Source organism: Bhargavaea sp. CC-171006 (genome assembly GCF_009761675.1).
In the GTDB taxonomy this organism is placed as follows: Bacteria; Bacillota; Bacilli; order Bacillales_A; family Planococcaceae; genus Bhargavaea; species Bhargavaea changchunensis.
In genome coordinates this window covers 218,731-233,122 of record NZ_QUZH01000033.1, presented here as the reverse complement: position 1 = coordinate 233,122, position 14,392 = coordinate 218,731, and the positions used below count along the sequence as shown (strand labels likewise).

Genomic DNA, 14,392 nt, shown 5'->3' with positions numbered 1-14,392 from the left:
GTGACCCGCAAATCTGCGGATCACCTTTTTCTGTTTGTTCGGAGCGGTTCGGCATCAGCGACACAGCGAAAACCGATATTTCCGGTTGAACTATCCGGGGTATTCGATGAACGGGCGGCAACTCGATATCGGTTGCAGTAGGATTGATGACACAAATAAGATCCCCCCTTCATCACCTTCGCCATCCCTTTTTCAGGACCTTTTGGTTGATATTTGCCTCTCCGCCGTTCTGTGAACCAGTCCGAACACCACTCCCACACATTTCCGGACATGTTATAAAGACCATATCCGTTTGGTGAATAGGATTGCACGGGAGCTGTTCCGACATATCCGTCAGATGCTGTATTTTGCATCGGGAATTCTCCCTGCCAGATATTGCATCTATGTTCTCCATCCGGCATGATCTCATCTCCCCACGGATACTTTTTGGACTGAAGCCCCCCTCTTGCTGCATACTCCCATTCCGCCTCGGTCGGCAGGCGCTTGCCCGCCCAACTGCAATAGGCCTGTGCATCGCGGTATGAGACATGGACGACCGGATGATCCAATCGCTCACTGATCCCCGAGTCCGGGCCATCAGGGTGCCGCCAATCAGCTCCAGGCACCGCAAGCCACCACGGCGCTTGCGGGACACTGCCCACCACCGTTTCCGCCGTCCTGTCACTGATCAGCAGATGAAAGACAAATGACCATCCGAACCGTTCAGCATCTGTCGTGTAGCCGGTCTGTGCAACAAATTCATCGAATGACGCATTGGTAACGGCGGCAGGATCGATATAAAATGAATTCACCGTGACTTCACGGATTGGCCCTTCCCCGTCTTGCGGAAAACTTTCCGCATCCTCGCTGCCCATCAGGAATGAGCCGCCCGGTATGTAAACCATATGTTCCCGATCACATGGTTTCTTACATTCAGTAATATAGATTTCTTCTGTCCGTATGATGTGATTTTGTCCAGGTGTACAGCAACTGGCATCCGGCTCTTTCATCTCGTTCACTCCTTCTCCCGTTATTGTCCTATCCTTCCCTGTTTACCCCTCAGGACAAACAGGGAAGAATACCTAGATAACACAATTGAGGTGATTCATTTGGAACAGAAAAAACCGAATGTGGTGCTGATCCTCGCGGACGATCTGGGATATGGGGATGTTTCATCCTTTAACCCTGATTCCAAAATCCATACAGCAAACATCGATGCACTGGCGCAATCCGGCATGCGCTTTACGGACTCCCATGCAACTTCCGCTCTTTGCACCCCATCGAGGTATGGACTGCTGACCGGAAGGTACAATTGGCGGTCACGGCTGAAAAGTTTTGTCTGCCCGGGTGATTCCGAACCGCTGATCGAAAAGAACAGAAGAACGATGGCACAGATGCTGAAGGACCAGGGCTATCAGACGGCAGCAGTCGGCAAATGGCATCTGGGACTTGGATGGCAACTGAAGGATGGATATGACTTTGATCAATTCGGCTTGGATGAAGAGAAATTTGAAGTGCCTGAAACCCGAATGGGACGGGATGGAAACTTTGATCCGGGTGTAGGGATGATCCAGCTGGAAGGCCTTGATATCGACTATTCAAAACCCATTACCTATGGGCCTCTCCAAATGGGCTTCGACTATTTCTATGGAACACCGGCTTCGCTTGATCAGCCTCCGTTTGTCTATATCGAAAACGACAGGGTGCTCGAAGAACCAACAGAAATTACAGGTGTGCCGGGACTTGACCGGCTTGGCGCCAGCCAGCAGAAAGCTTGGCAAGTAGGGGTGAAGGCGCCCCATTTTGTTCATGAAGAGGTACCGGCGAACATGCAAAATAAGGTACTGGAGCTGATCGGCCGATTTGCAGATGGAGACCAACCGTTCTTCCTCTACTATCCTGTCCACCTGGTCCATGGGCCGATTCTTCCGCTTCCGGAATTCCATGGGAAGTCGGGCATCGGAGATTACGGGGATTGGGTTCTCCAGCTTGATGCCTACGTCGGGCAGATTATGGACAAATTGAAGCAGAAAGGGATATTTGACGATACCATCTTTATTTTCACGAGCGACAACGGGGCATCCGGGGTTGCGAACTTTTCCCACCTTCTCAAACAGGGACACAACCCGAGCTACCATTTCCGGGGGAAGAAGTCAGATATCTGGGAGGGCGGCCACCGGGAACCGACCATCATTTCGTATTCGCCAGTAATCAAAAGTGGCTCTTCCTCCAACCATATGGTGAGCCTGTCGGATCTTTACCGAACACTTGCCGAGCTGACCGGTGCGGAACTTGGGGACAATGAAGCAGAAGACTCGATATCCAACCTTCCGCTCTGGGAAGGCCAAGAACATACTGTCCGCAGCTATATCGTCCATTCCTCAGGCAACGGCGGACTTTCCATCAGGAGAGGCCGCTGGAAACTGAACCTTGTTACAGACGGAGGAAGCATGGATGATGTCGGCACAGATGTTTCATTCCAGCCTTCCGAACTGTTCGATCTCAGCCGTGATGTCAAGGAACTTCATAATGTCATCGACCGGCATCCCGACATCATTGAATCTCTGATGAACGATCTTGAGGACTATGTAAAGAAGGGCCGATCCACACCCGGTGAGTGCCAGCGGAATGAGCGCAACAACCCGACCGGTGAGTGGCGGCAATTGGAGTGGATGGACGGATACGAGGACTATATTGAACAATTTCATGAATGACATTCAAAAAAGGTGACCCGCAAATCCGCGGATCACCTTTTATCAGTTACACGTTCCATGGGGACTTGGACAGCCGCCCCCGTCCGTCTCTAACTGGATGGTGCTGTGTTCGATGGAGTACCGGTCATGCAGGATCCGGTGTGCGTCGCGGAGAATCCGGTCCGGATCTCCCTGTCCATCGATCGTCATATGGCAGCTGAGGAGAGGCTCTTCCGGTGTAATCGACCAGACGTGAAGATCATGGACATCGGTCACTGCATCAAGTTCTTCGAGCGATTTCCGAACTTCTTCAGGGTTGATTCCGTCTGGAGTCGATTCCATCAGAACATTTGCAGCATCCTTTGTCACCCTCCAGCCGCTCACCAGCACAAGAATCGAGACAATGATGCTGGCAATCGGGTCAGCAATCCACCAACCGAACAGAATCATCAGGATTGCTGCTGTAATTGCCCCTACAGAGCCGAGCATATCACCGATTACATGCAGGAACGCGCTTCGCACGTTGAGATTGTCATCCTTCTCACCCCGCATGAGAATGAACGCAGCTGCAATGTTGACCAGCAGCCCGATCACCGCAATGACCAGCATGCCGGTGCTCTGGACTTCCGGCGGAGCCATAAAACGGCGCACCGCTTCAAACATGATCACCGCCGCGATGACGATGAGTGCGATGCCATTGATCGCAGCTGCAAGAATCTCAAAACGGCGGTAACCAAACGACTTCTCCCCTGTCGGCTTTCTGGCCCCAAGCAGAATAGCTAAAAAACTGAGTCCCAGTGCCGCTGAATCACTCAGCATATGGCCGGCATCCGATAACAGTGCAAGACTGTTTGTCATGAACCCGCCGATAAATTCAACAGCCATAAACGCAGTTATGAGGATGAACGCCCAGAACAACGCTTTTTTATTTGAAGTGGCATGACTGTGAGAATGGCCGTGGTCGTGGCCCATGAAATCAACTCCCTTATTCCGTTATATGATTATATGTTCATATATACATTATGTCAGTGTAATAATAAATGTGCAACCGTCTTCATTTCGTTTACCCGTTTTCCTGACAGTCCATACAAAAAAAGAGCAGCCCCCATGGCTGCCCACTCATTATTGTCCCTTCAGCAATCCTGCCCGCTTTTCCAGACCTTCCCGCCATTTTAAGGCAAGCTCTCTGACAGACAGCACACGCTCCACCGCTGTCCGGTCTGAATACTTTCTGAAATAGGCATCGTTTGCTTCCTGTACCGTAATGCCGGCGGGATGGATATGGATCCGCCTAACATCGGAGTCATGCCTGACCATTCCTTCCTCGATCACCCTGCACAGATAGCCGGTAAAACCTGTATCGATTATTCTTGGAAGAATCTTGGGGATACCGAGCCTGCGGGAAATGGTGCTGCACGGTACCCGGCTCTGTGTGACCTGGATCAGCGCTTCGCCGACCCGGTATATATCGCCGATATGAACATCCCCCTCCGTCATGCCGGTGACCGTCAGATTCTCACCGAAGGCGGATGCCGGAAGTGTGACACCGAATTCCCTCTCCCAGAATGCATAGTGTTCATGAGGATAAATGCAGACGGCCCGGTCCCGTCCGCCGTGGTGCCTCGTGTCTGCCACTCCGTCCCCTTTAAAACCGTCCCGGGACAAATAGGCCTCTTCCGTTCTTTCCTTGGCAATTCCGGACACCATTTCCTTGCCGCCGTCCAACTTGATGGTTTTCGGCTTGCCCGTCGAAAAGTAAACCATTTTAATCATCCCTCAGCCTCCGTCCGCAACATTTTATAGAGACCAGTATAGCGCAATTTCATCTTTCCCGGATAACCCTCAATCGATGTCCGGCCTTACCTTGTCATCTGTATGTATTCATTGATCCCTGAGAATCCAGCGAACTCTGCAAGGGGTCGTTTTTTATAGTTCTGTCGCGCTTCATCCGTCCTGAACAATCGTGAACCTCATAATCAGTGAATGGTTCACAGGATTTTCCGATATCGCTTATACCGATAGCCATCAAGATTGAAAGCCTTATTGCCGGCAGCTTCAGCCGGTGCGTCTTTTCGTTCTGAAATGGAATCTCCGCTGACTTTGACAAGTTCAGCACGGTTGCCTCCAACCACCAGAAAGTAAGCCTCTTTTCCCTTGATCTGGCTGACCGTCCGATTCAATGTCAGGAGTTCATCAAACAGCATGTCCAAAATCCGGGTCTTTTTCTCTGCAAACCCCGTCCTGATCAGTTCATAGACTGTTGAGCCCTCCGGGACTGTTTCCAATACGATCTCCTCAGCTCTTTTCAACGATGCCCACTCCTTATCCGATTTGATGTTCCTTCATTGACTATACGAAGGGATCCGTGAATGGTTTCAAATATGAAAAGCCTTACCCTGTAACGCAAAGCGTACACAGGGTAAGGTTCAGTGGCGATCGATCAGATTTGCTGATTCTAGAAAGTCCCTGGCAACATCTTCAGCAGAAATACCGTCAACATTGACCCGAAAATTCATTTCACGCATTTCATCATCTGAAATTTTACCGGACAGTACATTCAGTGCCTGCACAATTTCAGGGTAGTCTTCAGCAGTTTCCTCAAGCATAAGCGGGGCTCCCTGATAAGGCGGAAACAGATTCCGGTCATCTTCAAGCACTTTCAGCCCGTAACGCTCGATTTCACTGTCCGTCGAATACGCATCGACCAGATTGATTTCCCCTGATTCGACCGCTGTGTACCTCAGCTTCGGCTCCATGGTGACAACATTGGGAAATTCAATGCCGTATAAGGATTGGATGCCCTGGTAACCGTCTTCACGATCCGAAAATTCCAATGTGATGCCGGCGCGGATACGGTCCTGGATTTTTTTCAGGTCGGAAATTGTTTCAAGACCATGTTCTTCCGCAAATGTTTTCGGTACGGCCAGCGTGTAGGTATTGTTATATTGCATTGGATCCAGCATCGTCATTCCGAATTGTTCCGTCAGCCCGATGCGAGCCTGCTCGTAGACTTCCCGGCTATCCGTGCTTTCCGCGGTCTCCTTCAGGAATTCAGAGATTGCCGTCCCGGTGAATTCAGGATAAATCTCGATCTCGCCCGTGCGGAGCGCATTGAAAACAAAACTTGTCTTTCCCAGCCCGGGCTTCAGTTCAACCTCAAGATCAGTCTCCTCTTCTATCAGGATCTTGTACATATTGATGAGAATCTCAGGTTCCGAACCGAGCTTACCCGCAATGACCAGCTTGCTATCTTCATTTGAAAGAAGAGGGGCAATCAGTACAATCATTGCCACCGCGATAATCCCCCCGATGGCGACGAGACTTTTCTTGAAAGGCATTTCCTCGAATTTCTTCAGGATCAGATCAAAGACGATGGCAAGCATGGCAGCCGGAATGGCACCGAGTACGATCAGGGCAGTGTTGTTTCGGTCGATACCGAGGAGGATCAGGTCGCCGAGCCCCCCTGCGCCAATCAGTGCTGCCAGCGTCGCTGTCCCGATGATCAGGACGGTCGATGTTCTGATGCCGGCCATGATGACCGGCATGGCGAGGGGAAGCTCGACTTTCAGAAGTCGTCTGCGAGTATTCATGCCCATCGCCTCGGCAGCTTCGATCAGAGCCGGATCGATTTCCCGGATGCCGGTATATGTATTCCTCAGAATGGGGAGCAGCGCATAGGCCGTCAAAGCTATGATGGCCGGCACCCGCCCGATTCCTACTACAGGAATCAACAGTCCGAGCAGGGCAAGTGACGGGATCGTCTGGATGACGGAGGCCACCCCGATGATTCCGTCAGCCAGTTTCCCCCGCCGGGACAGCCAGATGCCAACCGGCACTGCGATCAGAACTGCAAACAGCAGTGCAATAAAAGAAATCTCGATATGTTCAAAGAGCGCTGTCCACAATTCACCTCTCCGCTCTTTAAAGACTGCCAGAAAATCACTCATCGCGGTCAGCCACCTTCCCTGATTCTGCAAGAAGACGGAACGCCGATGCACGTGTGATCAGTCCGATCATTTCTCCTCCGTCTTCCACCCCGGCGGTTTCATGGTCGGCCATTATACGGAGCAGTTGATCTGTACGGACCTTTGCAGGAAGGGATGCCTGTGGGGGAGGAGTTCCGGCAGGGACAGAGGAAACCGATTGCCTCAGATCCAGGACTTCACAGAGGCGGCTTTCTCCCCTGCCGATGAAATCCCGGACAAATGCTCCGGATGGATTTCGCCTTAGTTCATCCGGCGTGCCAGTCTGAACGATGCTGCCATCCCGCATCACGCAGATCCGGTCAGCCAGTTTCAGCGCCTCGTTCATGTCATGGGTTACAAATACCGTGGTCTTATTGAATGATCGTTTCAGACGGAGCAGATCATCCTGAAGTTTCTCTCTTGCTACCGGGTCAAGCGCACTGAACGGCTCGTCCATCAGAAGGATTTCCGGATCTGCAGCCAATGCCCGGATGACTCCGATCCGCTGTTGCTGTCCGCCGGATAGTTCTGATGGTTTCCTCTGAGCGAAGACGGCCGGAGGCAGACCGACCTGTTCCATGAGCTCATGCGCACGCCGCTTCATCACCATTTTATCCATTTGCTTCATTTCGGGGACGACCATGATGTTTTCTTCCACGGTCATGTGCGGAAAAAGCGCAATCTGTTGCAGGACATATCCGATATCCCAGCGCAGCCGGTGAATATCGTATTTTTCGGCTTCCCTTCCGTTGATCAGAACAGAGCCTTTGGTCGGTTCGATCAGCCGGTTGATCATTTTGAGGGTGGTTGTCTTCCCGCACCCGCTCGGTCCGACCAGGACGATGAACTCTCCGCGTTTGATTTCCATGTCGAGGCAATCAACGGCTTTCGTACCGTCCCCGTATTGTTTTGTCACGTTTTGGAATTCGATGATGGATGCGATCGTTTCTCAACCCCTTCCGTAGTTGTACCCATTTTACCATTTAGATCAAAGAACGGCGGGCCGGATATCCTCCGGACCGCCGTTTTTCATTTGGAGTGCATCAATTCCTGAGCGACTAGCCATTCACCGATGACTTCTAATAATCGAGGGGACAACGGTCTGTCGGCAACGGATTTGTACTCTTTCATGATTCCAAGCATGGTGTGCTCGCCCTCATAATCTTTCAGCATATGGTTCATGTCCGGAATGATGTGCCACTCGGACTTGCCCGGTACGGTTTCCGCGGTCAGCCGAGCATGTCCAGGAGGAACCTGGACATCCTTTTCCCCCGTTACGGCAAGGACCGGACAGTCAGCCCGTTCCAGATACTCGAGGACATTATAAGCCAGTGTCTCCCTGACCCATTTTGCATTTACCTTGATGCCCTTGACTCTCATAACCGTTTTTTCAGAGTCGGACACTTTTCTAAAGATCTGTGTGTTCTGTTTCCTTGCCCGGTCCGCTACCTTGAACGTCCTGAATAACCATCCCTTCAGTCCACCCGCTACATTCATCTCCGCGTAGGCCATTTCACTTTGCCTCGGGATAAGGTCGGCGGATCGTTCGGCTGCCCCGGCCAGGAGGATCAGACCATCCACCGGCTCCCGGTTGTGGACGGCAGGCCCGATCAGTGCCCCTTCGCTATGACCGAGAATCAGTATCCGATCCGGATCAGCGTTGGGGTGGCTTTTCAGAAAACGGACTCCCTCTACTGCATCATCAATAAGGTCGGAAAGCCCGGCTTCATTGAAGTTCCCTCCGCTTTTATAGGTTCCGCGTTTGTCATAACGGAGCGTCATGTATCCTTGGGATGTCAGAAATTCCGCGAGGTCTTTATAGATGTTCATCTGCAGATTCTTAAGGTTTCCGTCACGGTCACCTTTGCCCGATCCCGCGATGATGAGCACAGCCGGATAGTTGTCCTGTTTTTCTTCCGGTATGGTCAATGTCCCGCTTAGCGGAAATGCCGATTCAATCGTCACCAGCGCCTCATTGTACATATTATTTCCCTCCTGGTCTTTCCAAACTTCCACTATATATTTCGCTGTGCGGCCTTCTGTCTCCTTTTCCCCGTTTCACCCAAATCCGTGAGCCTGTCGGATGCCCATTCGCTGTGATAGAGTGGGAATCAAGCGACGAAATGCAAAAGGAGAAATGACGGATGGTCACCTATAATATCCTCGACTATTCCCCCATCGACGAAGGGTCAGATGCACGCAATGCCCTCATGCATACAACGGAAATGGCCCGGCTGGCGGAAAAGCTGGGCTACCGGCGGTTCTGGGTATCCGAGCATCATCATGTGCGCTCCGTTGCCGGCAGCAGCCCTGAAATGCTGATGATGCACCTCGCCGGATCGACGGAACGAATCCGGATCGGTTCTGGCGGCGTCATGCTTCCCCATTACAGCCCTTATAAAGTCGCCGAAAATTTCCGGGTCCTCGAAGCGTTGCATCCGAACCGCATCGACCGCTCTCCAAGCTATCAGCTTGTCAACCGCGCACTGAATGAAACAAAAGGAAAACGCTTATCTTATGAACAGCAGATAGAAGATATTCGTCATTTCCTATCAGAGCCGGCCAATAATCACCGCTTCCGGGACCTGGCTGCCATGCCGGTCATCGACACCGCTCCGGAAATCTGGCTTCTAGGAACCGGCGTGGGCAGCGCGGCAATCGCTGCAGAGCATGGTTTGTCTTATGCCTACGCCCATCTTGCCAAACCCGGAGGAGGACATGACATTGTCCGACATTACAGGGATCACTTCCGCCCCACTTCCCTGCTCAGCCGTCCCAAAGTCATGATTTCCGTTTTCGCGGTTGTGGCAGAGACTCCTGAGGAATCGGAGGCACTGGCCAAGGCATTGGACCTGTGGCTCCTTAGCGTGGAATCTTCCAGTCCTCCGCCTTATTATCCGTCTGTTGACACTGCTTTGAAGCGTGGGTTCAGCACGCTGGAGAAGGAGAAGATCAAAAACAACAGAAAACGCATGTTCATCGGCACCTCTGAACAAGTTTCAAAAGATATTCAAAAGACAGCCGAAGAGTATCAGGCTGACGAAGTGACCATCGTCCCCAATGTATTTGGATCGAAAAACCGCATGAACGTTATTGCACTCCTTGCGGAAGCACTTGATATCAGAAATTAAAAAAGCCTTTTCGGGCAGGCAAAACGCTGCTCTGGAAGGCTTTTCTTATGATTGTCTGATCATTTGCGGGCTTATTAGGGCTGCGCACGATGCTGAACCGCATCGTTGAATGTGACAAAAAATAGGAGTAAGATGAATAGTTGTAGATTATACCTATGATTATTAGGAGGAATTGTCCTGTGGACATCCAATCATTGACCGGACTTGCCATCACTTCCGGAGCAGTACTGATGCTATTAAAAATCATTGCGATTGATATTGTATTATCGGGAGATAACGCTGTAGTCATCGCAATGGCAACCAGAAACCTTCCTAAACAACAGCAAAACAAAGCCATTTTCATCGGAACGGCAGGAGCCGTTATTTTGCGCATCTTGTTTGCAACTATCATTGTTTACCTGCTGAAAATCCCCTATGTGAATGTGATTGGAGGTGCCTTGCTTCTTCTTATTGCATACAAAGTACTCGCCGAAGAGGAAGAGGAAGCACATGTGAAGGCTTCGACAGGCCTGATTGCCGCAGTCGGCACCATCATTATGGCGGATGCCGTCATGAGCCTTGATAATGTCGTGGCCGTAGCGGGTGCAGCTGACGGGCATCTCGGGCTGATTGCATTGGGTGTTGCAGTAAGTATCCCAATTATGATCTTCGGTTCGAAATTCATCGTAAAAGCGATGCACAAATATGCCTGGATCGCATACATCGGTGCAGGAATACTTGCGTGGACTGCGGGAGAAATGATCCTGAAGGATAAAGGATTCACTGAATTCCTTCATATCGAACATGGACCCGTCACCTACCTGATTTCGGCAATTTTAACTATCTTGGTGTTGTTCCTCGGCTATGCACACAATAAAAAAGTTGAGGCGAATAAAATCCATAAAATCGGATAAGTTCGAATGCGATTGCCGAAATCAGGAATACATTGCGCAGTATTGCAATGTTGGCGGAAGCACCAGGTATCAGAAACAAGGGTAAATGGGAAGCCTTCCGGGGACAGGTTCATAGCTGTCCCGGAAGGCTTTTACTCTTTAATAACATCATTTAAAATGCCGTTACACCCATGCCCGAATCAATATCCCATTAAAGCTGGCATCCCTGAATAAGGTATGGTAAGCACCATGCCCGCAGTCAAATAGGCAACTACGGCCAACAAAAGAGATTTCACCGGATTACTCCTCCATAATTGATTGCTCATATCAATGAAACAGCCTTCACCTGTTTCATCAAATATGTTGCCAGCCAAGGGCCGGGAAAGCTTTGTTGTCATCACCGTGTTATACTGAAAAACAATTTAAAAAGGAAAGAGGTCGCGCATGTTTAAGAAAATCTTGAAACAGCTGAAAAACCTGTCACGCGGAAGCAGCTCCCGAAGACATAACCATTATCGCCGGGGAAGCTCAAGCAGCCGGAGGTACAACCGTTCCCCTATGAGCGGAAGCAAATATTACAAGAGGCGCGGCCGCAGCAGCAGCTAACTTCCGATCCTGGTACTTGAAACTGCATTCTGGAGATCAGCGGCGATTTCGCTGATTTTCGTATAAGAATCCGTAACACCCAACAACCGTTTCAGCAGATGGACGGTTTCATGATTTAAGGTCAGCTCTTCCGTCCAAGGAAGAGCTTTTTTATTTTTGGGTGTGTAAGCGGTGTAGAGCAGATATAACAAGATTTCACCCATGTCATAATAATCCTGACGCCTCAGCTGCTCGATCCTTTTGCATGATCCGCTTTGACTGGTTGCCTGTGAAACTTCACTTTCACATATCGAAAGCCCGAAATCGATTAAATGAAGTTCTCCCTTGTTAATCAGGATGTTTGGGATGCGCAGGTCCTGATGATAAATTCCCTTTGCGTGAAGGTATTGAACCATCTGCAGCAGTTGTTCCACAACTAGCAATGATGCTTCTTCGCTAAACGATTGTTGCCGGGTGAAGATTTGCTCTTCCATATTTTCTGCTCCGATGAACGTCATCGCATAGTACAGGTGCTGATTGTCATTAGAGAAGTCTTCGATGAAGGCCGGCATATTCGGGTGTGAGAGCTGTTTCATGATTTCCATCTCATTTAGAAACATGCCGACCTCTTTACTGCTATGCCGTTTGCTCGGCCGCAGTTGCTTTACAGCTGTCTTCTGTTCGGTATGCAGGTCGGTGCAATCATAAATGATGCCGTAACTGCCTGTTCCAATGACGTCAGAGACTTTATACCGTCCATTAAGAATCGTGTTTTCCCGGATTGGCCAGTCTACAAAAAACTGCCGGATTTTTCGTGCGACGCGCAGAATATCCATAGTCTCGGATTAAATCCCTTCATCAAAACTGCTCACTTAAATTCTTTCTATAGACGAATTTACCATTGTCGGCTTCCTATGACCATAACGGTGCTCATACGGAAGGAATCATTTATTATAAAGTCGGACTTGCATGAAATTCGTGTAAAATGGAACTGGGTAGGTTTTTGGGTCAACACAAAAACCTTCATACATAACCATGGAAAGCGGGGCATTCATATGCGTTTTGAAACAAAAGCCATCCACGCCGGACGTTCGATTGATCCATCGACAAGTGCGGTCACCATGCCGATCCACCTCTCTTCAACATACGAACGGGCAGGAGACGGATCTTATCCGAATGAATATATTTACAGCCGAATTGATAACCCAAACCGCAAAGCTTTGGAAGATTGCCTCACATCGCTCGAAGACGGATTCGATACGGTCACGTTCGGTTCCGGAATGGCGGCAATTTCTTCTTTGATCGAATCACTGCCTGCCGATAAACCCCGTCGCGTGGTGATGCCTGATGATATGTACCATGGAATCCGTTCACTGCTTACAGACACAGATATCGGGACAAACTTCGAAGTTGTGTTTGTGGACATGACCGATCTCACTCAAGTGGAGGAGGCCATCAATGCGGCACCGACCGGACTCGTCTGGCTGGAGACCCCTTCCAACCCTCAGCTTAAAGTGACGGATATCGAGGCAGTGGCAAAGCTGGCCGGCGCGGCCGGCGCCTATTCCGTGGTCGACAACACATGGGGAACACCGGTTCTTCAGAAACCCCTCAGTCTCGGCGTGGATTTTTCACTACATTCCGTGACCAAGTATATCGGCGGACACAGTGATCTGCTCCTCGGGGCGGTCATCGCCAAGTCCGATAATGCGATGTTGGCGAGATTGAGGGCAACCCAACAGTCAAAAGGAGCTGTCCCTTCCCCGTTCGAATGCTGGCTTGCCCTGCGTGGCGTTCAGACGCTCCCCCAGCGCATGGCCACCCACTGCTCAAACGCCTCGGAAATTTCGGATTTCCTGAAACAGCACCCGAATGTGGAAGCCGTCCATTATCCGGGACTCCCTGAACATCCGGGACATGAAATTGCAGCAAAGCAGATGAGTTCCTTTGGCGGTATGCTATCCTTCCAGGTAAAAGGCGGACAAGCTGAGGCAATGGCTGTCGCTGCAAAATGCCGGCTGTTTATCCGTGCCACAAGCCTTGGCGGAACACACAGCCTGATCGAGCACAGGGCTTCCATTGAAGGGGTCCATGCTGTTGCTCCTGTCAATCTGCTGCGTGTATCAGTCGGTCTCGAGCACGTGGAAGACCTTAAGGAAGATTTATTGCAGGCACTGGAGTAAAGGCGAAATCCATGCTAAATAAAAAGATGATCGTTGAGATTCTTTCCAACGATCATCTTTTTTTAATCAGGAAATGAAATTTGCAGCTCTTTCACATACACAGCTTTACCTGTTATTTGTACATCAAAAGACCGCTGATCTTTCAAGACATGGACAGCAACACGTCCATCTTTTCCGATTTCCTGTCCCTGCTCCACCAGAAGGTCCTGATCTGATGATCCGGGATTTATGTACTTGGCATAGTAAGCGCCCATCACTGCGGAGGCTGTGCCTGTGACGGCATCTTCAACCGTTCCGGAATAAGGGGAGCTGAAATGCCGGCCGTGCATGTCTGCGGCCGGGTCGTGGGTCTCCAGGCAGAACGGATGTACAGAAGCTTTCGGAACTTCCTTTAACACTTCAGGAAACCGATGATTATCCGGCTTCATTTCCTGAAACTTTGAAAGATGTTTTACCGGGACGAGTAATGTCCAACTTCCAGTACTTCCATATTGGATCGGTAATGTTGGATCAAGATCTGATTCCTTTAGTCCAATTAAATGCATCAGCTCTTCTTTTGATCCCTCAAAATCGATGAACTTCGGAGTTGCCTGTTTCATCGTAATGGACCATTCATCATCTTCGGTCCAGGTGACTTTTATAGGAAGAATGCCAGCTTTCGTTTCTATCGTCAGTAGCTCTTTGCCATCCAGCGCACCTCTGCTGGCCAATGCGAAAATAGTGGCCATGGTGGCATGTCCGCATAGATCTGTCTCGTAACCAGGCGTGAAAAAACGTATCCTCAGGTCCGCTTGATTCGAATCGAGTAAAAACGCTGTTTCATTGTATCCAGCTTTAGCGGCGATCTCCTTCATATCGGAGTCCGTCAAACCTTCACTTCTCAACACCACACCTGCGGGGTTTCCCTTGCCTGGCTCTGTGCTGAATGCATCGTATTGATAAACCGTGATTGTTTTCAATGTCTGTCCCCTCGCTTCATTCCCG

At 50.2% G+C, this 14,392-nt stretch carries 13 protein-coding genes; 4 read left to right on the top strand and 9 right to left on the bottom strand.

Translation table 11 applies throughout. The features are described from left to right. Positions 1 to 20 precede the first annotated feature (20 nt). On the bottom strand, positions 21 to 989 hold the full coding sequence (locus tag DZC51_RS16045) for a formylglycine-generating enzyme family protein (protein ID WP_157297487.1): 969 nt from the start codon (positions 987 to 989) through the stop codon (positions 21 to 23). Positions 990 to 1,079: 90 nt separating this feature from the next. On the opposite strand from DZC51_RS16045, the gene DZC51_RS16040 reads away from it, so the two are divergent. Continuing rightward, a complete protein-coding gene (locus DZC51_RS16040; protein WP_370513706.1) occupies positions 1,080 to 2,693 on the top strand; it encodes a sulfatase family protein in 1,614 nt (537 codons plus the stop codon). 42 nt (positions 2,694 to 2,735) lie between these two features. On the opposite strand, the gene DZC51_RS16035 is transcribed toward DZC51_RS16040, so the two are convergent. The 6 genes from DZC51_RS16035 to DZC51_RS16010 all read right to left on the bottom strand — a co-directional run bounded on the left by DZC51_RS16035 (position 2,736) and on the right by DZC51_RS16010 (position 8,620). Then, on the bottom strand, positions 2,736 to 3,644 hold the full coding sequence (locus DZC51_RS16035) for a cation diffusion facilitator family transporter (RefSeq protein ID WP_157297485.1): 909 nt from the start codon (positions 3,642 to 3,644) through the stop codon (positions 2,736 to 2,738). A gap of 150 nt (positions 3,645 to 3,794) precedes the next feature. Beyond that, on the bottom strand, positions 3,795 to 4,445 hold the full coding sequence (locus DZC51_RS16030) for an MOSC domain-containing protein (protein ID WP_157297484.1): 651 nt from the start codon (positions 4,443 to 4,445) through the stop codon (positions 3,795 to 3,797). Between the two features lie 215 nt (positions 4,446 to 4,660). Further along, positions 4,661 to 4,981 (bottom strand): hypothetical protein, encoded by a 321-nt coding sequence (locus tag DZC51_RS16025; protein ID WP_157297483.1) that lies wholly within the window; start codon positions 4,979 to 4,981, stop codon positions 4,661 to 4,663. A gap of 117 nt (positions 4,982 to 5,098) precedes the next feature. Further along, positions 5,099 to 6,619, bottom strand: coding sequence for an osmoprotectant update ABC transporter permease/substrate-binding subunit OpuFB (gene opuFB, locus DZC51_RS16020; RefSeq protein ID WP_157297482.1), 1,521 nt, complete (start codon positions 6,617 to 6,619; stop codon positions 5,099 to 5,101). Next, the gene (locus DZC51_RS16015; RefSeq protein WP_157297526.1) at positions 6,612 to 7,571 is read right to left on the bottom strand and encodes an ABC transporter ATP-binding protein; all 960 of its coding nucleotides are present in this window, start codon (positions 7,569 to 7,571) and stop codon (positions 6,612 to 6,614) included. Before DZC51_RS16015 ends, opuFB begins: the two co-directional genes overlap by 8 nt. 95 nt (positions 7,572 to 7,666) lie before the next feature. Then, the gene (locus DZC51_RS16010; RefSeq protein ID WP_157297481.1) at positions 7,667 to 8,620 is read right to left on the bottom strand and encodes an alpha/beta hydrolase family protein; all 954 of its coding nucleotides are present in this window, start codon (positions 8,618 to 8,620) and stop codon (positions 7,667 to 7,669) included. Positions 8,621 to 8,781: 161 nt separating this feature from the next. On the opposite strand from DZC51_RS16010, the gene DZC51_RS16005 reads away from it, so the two are divergent. Both DZC51_RS16005 and DZC51_RS16000 read left to right on the top strand, forming a co-directional pair. Beyond that, positions 8,782 to 9,768, top strand: a complete 987-nt coding sequence (locus DZC51_RS16005; protein WP_157297480.1) for an LLM class flavin-dependent oxidoreductase — start codon at positions 8,782 to 8,784, stop codon at positions 9,766 to 9,768. A gap of 230 nt (positions 9,769 to 9,998) precedes the next feature. Next, positions 9,999 to 10,661 (top strand): TerC family protein, encoded by a 663-nt coding sequence (locus DZC51_RS16000; RefSeq protein ID WP_370513705.1) that lies wholly within the window; start codon positions 9,999 to 10,001, stop codon positions 10,659 to 10,661. Between the two features lie 581 nt (positions 10,662 to 11,242). Here the strand turns inward: DZC51_RS16000 and DZC51_RS15995 are convergent. Beyond that, entirely contained in the window at positions 11,243 to 12,061 is an 819-nt protein-coding gene (locus DZC51_RS15995) for a protein kinase domain-containing protein (protein WP_157297478.1), read from the bottom strand. Positions 12,062 to 12,280: 219 nt separating this feature from the next. Here DZC51_RS15995 and DZC51_RS15990 point away from each other — a divergent pair, with 219 nt between their 5' ends. Beyond that, positions 12,281 to 13,408, top strand: coding sequence for a trans-sulfuration enzyme family protein (locus DZC51_RS15990; protein WP_157297477.1), 1,128 nt, complete (start codon positions 12,281 to 12,283; stop codon positions 13,406 to 13,408). A gap of 62 nt (positions 13,409 to 13,470) precedes the next feature. On the opposite strand, the gene DZC51_RS15985 is transcribed toward DZC51_RS15990, so the two are convergent. Next, complete coding sequence (locus DZC51_RS15985; RefSeq protein WP_157297476.1) at positions 13,471 to 14,367, bottom strand: PhzF family phenazine biosynthesis protein; 897 nt, start codon at positions 14,365 to 14,367, stop codon at positions 13,471 to 13,473. Between the last annotated feature and the right edge of the window lie 25 nt (positions 14,368 to 14,392).

Excerpts from the sequence above, each read along its gene's own strand:
- DZC51_RS16045 (WP_157297487.1), bottom strand. The coding sequence starts at position 989 with ATGAAAGAGCCGGATGCCAGTTGCTGTACACCTGGACAAAATCACATC.
- DZC51_RS16035 (WP_157297485.1), bottom strand. The coding sequence starts at position 3,644 with ATGGGCCACGACCACGGCCATTCTCACAGTCATGCCACTTCAAATAAA.
- DZC51_RS16030 (WP_157297484.1), bottom strand. The coding sequence starts at position 4,445 with ATGATTAAAATGGTTTACTTTTCGACGGGCAAGCCGAAAACCATCAAG.
- opuFB (WP_157297482.1), bottom strand. The coding sequence starts at position 6,619 with ATGAGTGATTTTCTGGCAGTCTTTAAAGAGCGGAGAGGTGAATTGTGG.
- DZC51_RS16010 (WP_157297481.1), bottom strand. The coding sequence starts at position 8,620 with ATGTACAATGAGGCGCTGGTGACGATTGAATCGGCATTTCCGCTAAGC.
- DZC51_RS16005 (WP_157297480.1), top strand. The coding sequence starts at position 8,782 with ATGGTCACCTATAATATCCTCGACTATTCCCCCATCGACGAAGGGTCA.
- DZC51_RS16000 (WP_370513705.1), top strand. The coding sequence starts at position 9,999 with ATGCTATTAAAAATCATTGCGATTGATATTGTATTATCGGGAGATAAC.
- DZC51_RS15995 (WP_157297478.1), bottom strand. The coding sequence starts at position 12,061 with ATGGATATTCTGCGCGTCGCACGAAAAATCCGGCAGTTTTTTGTAGAC.
- DZC51_RS15990 (WP_157297477.1), top strand. The coding sequence starts at position 12,281 with ATGCGTTTTGAAACAAAAGCCATCCACGCCGGACGTTCGATTGATCCA.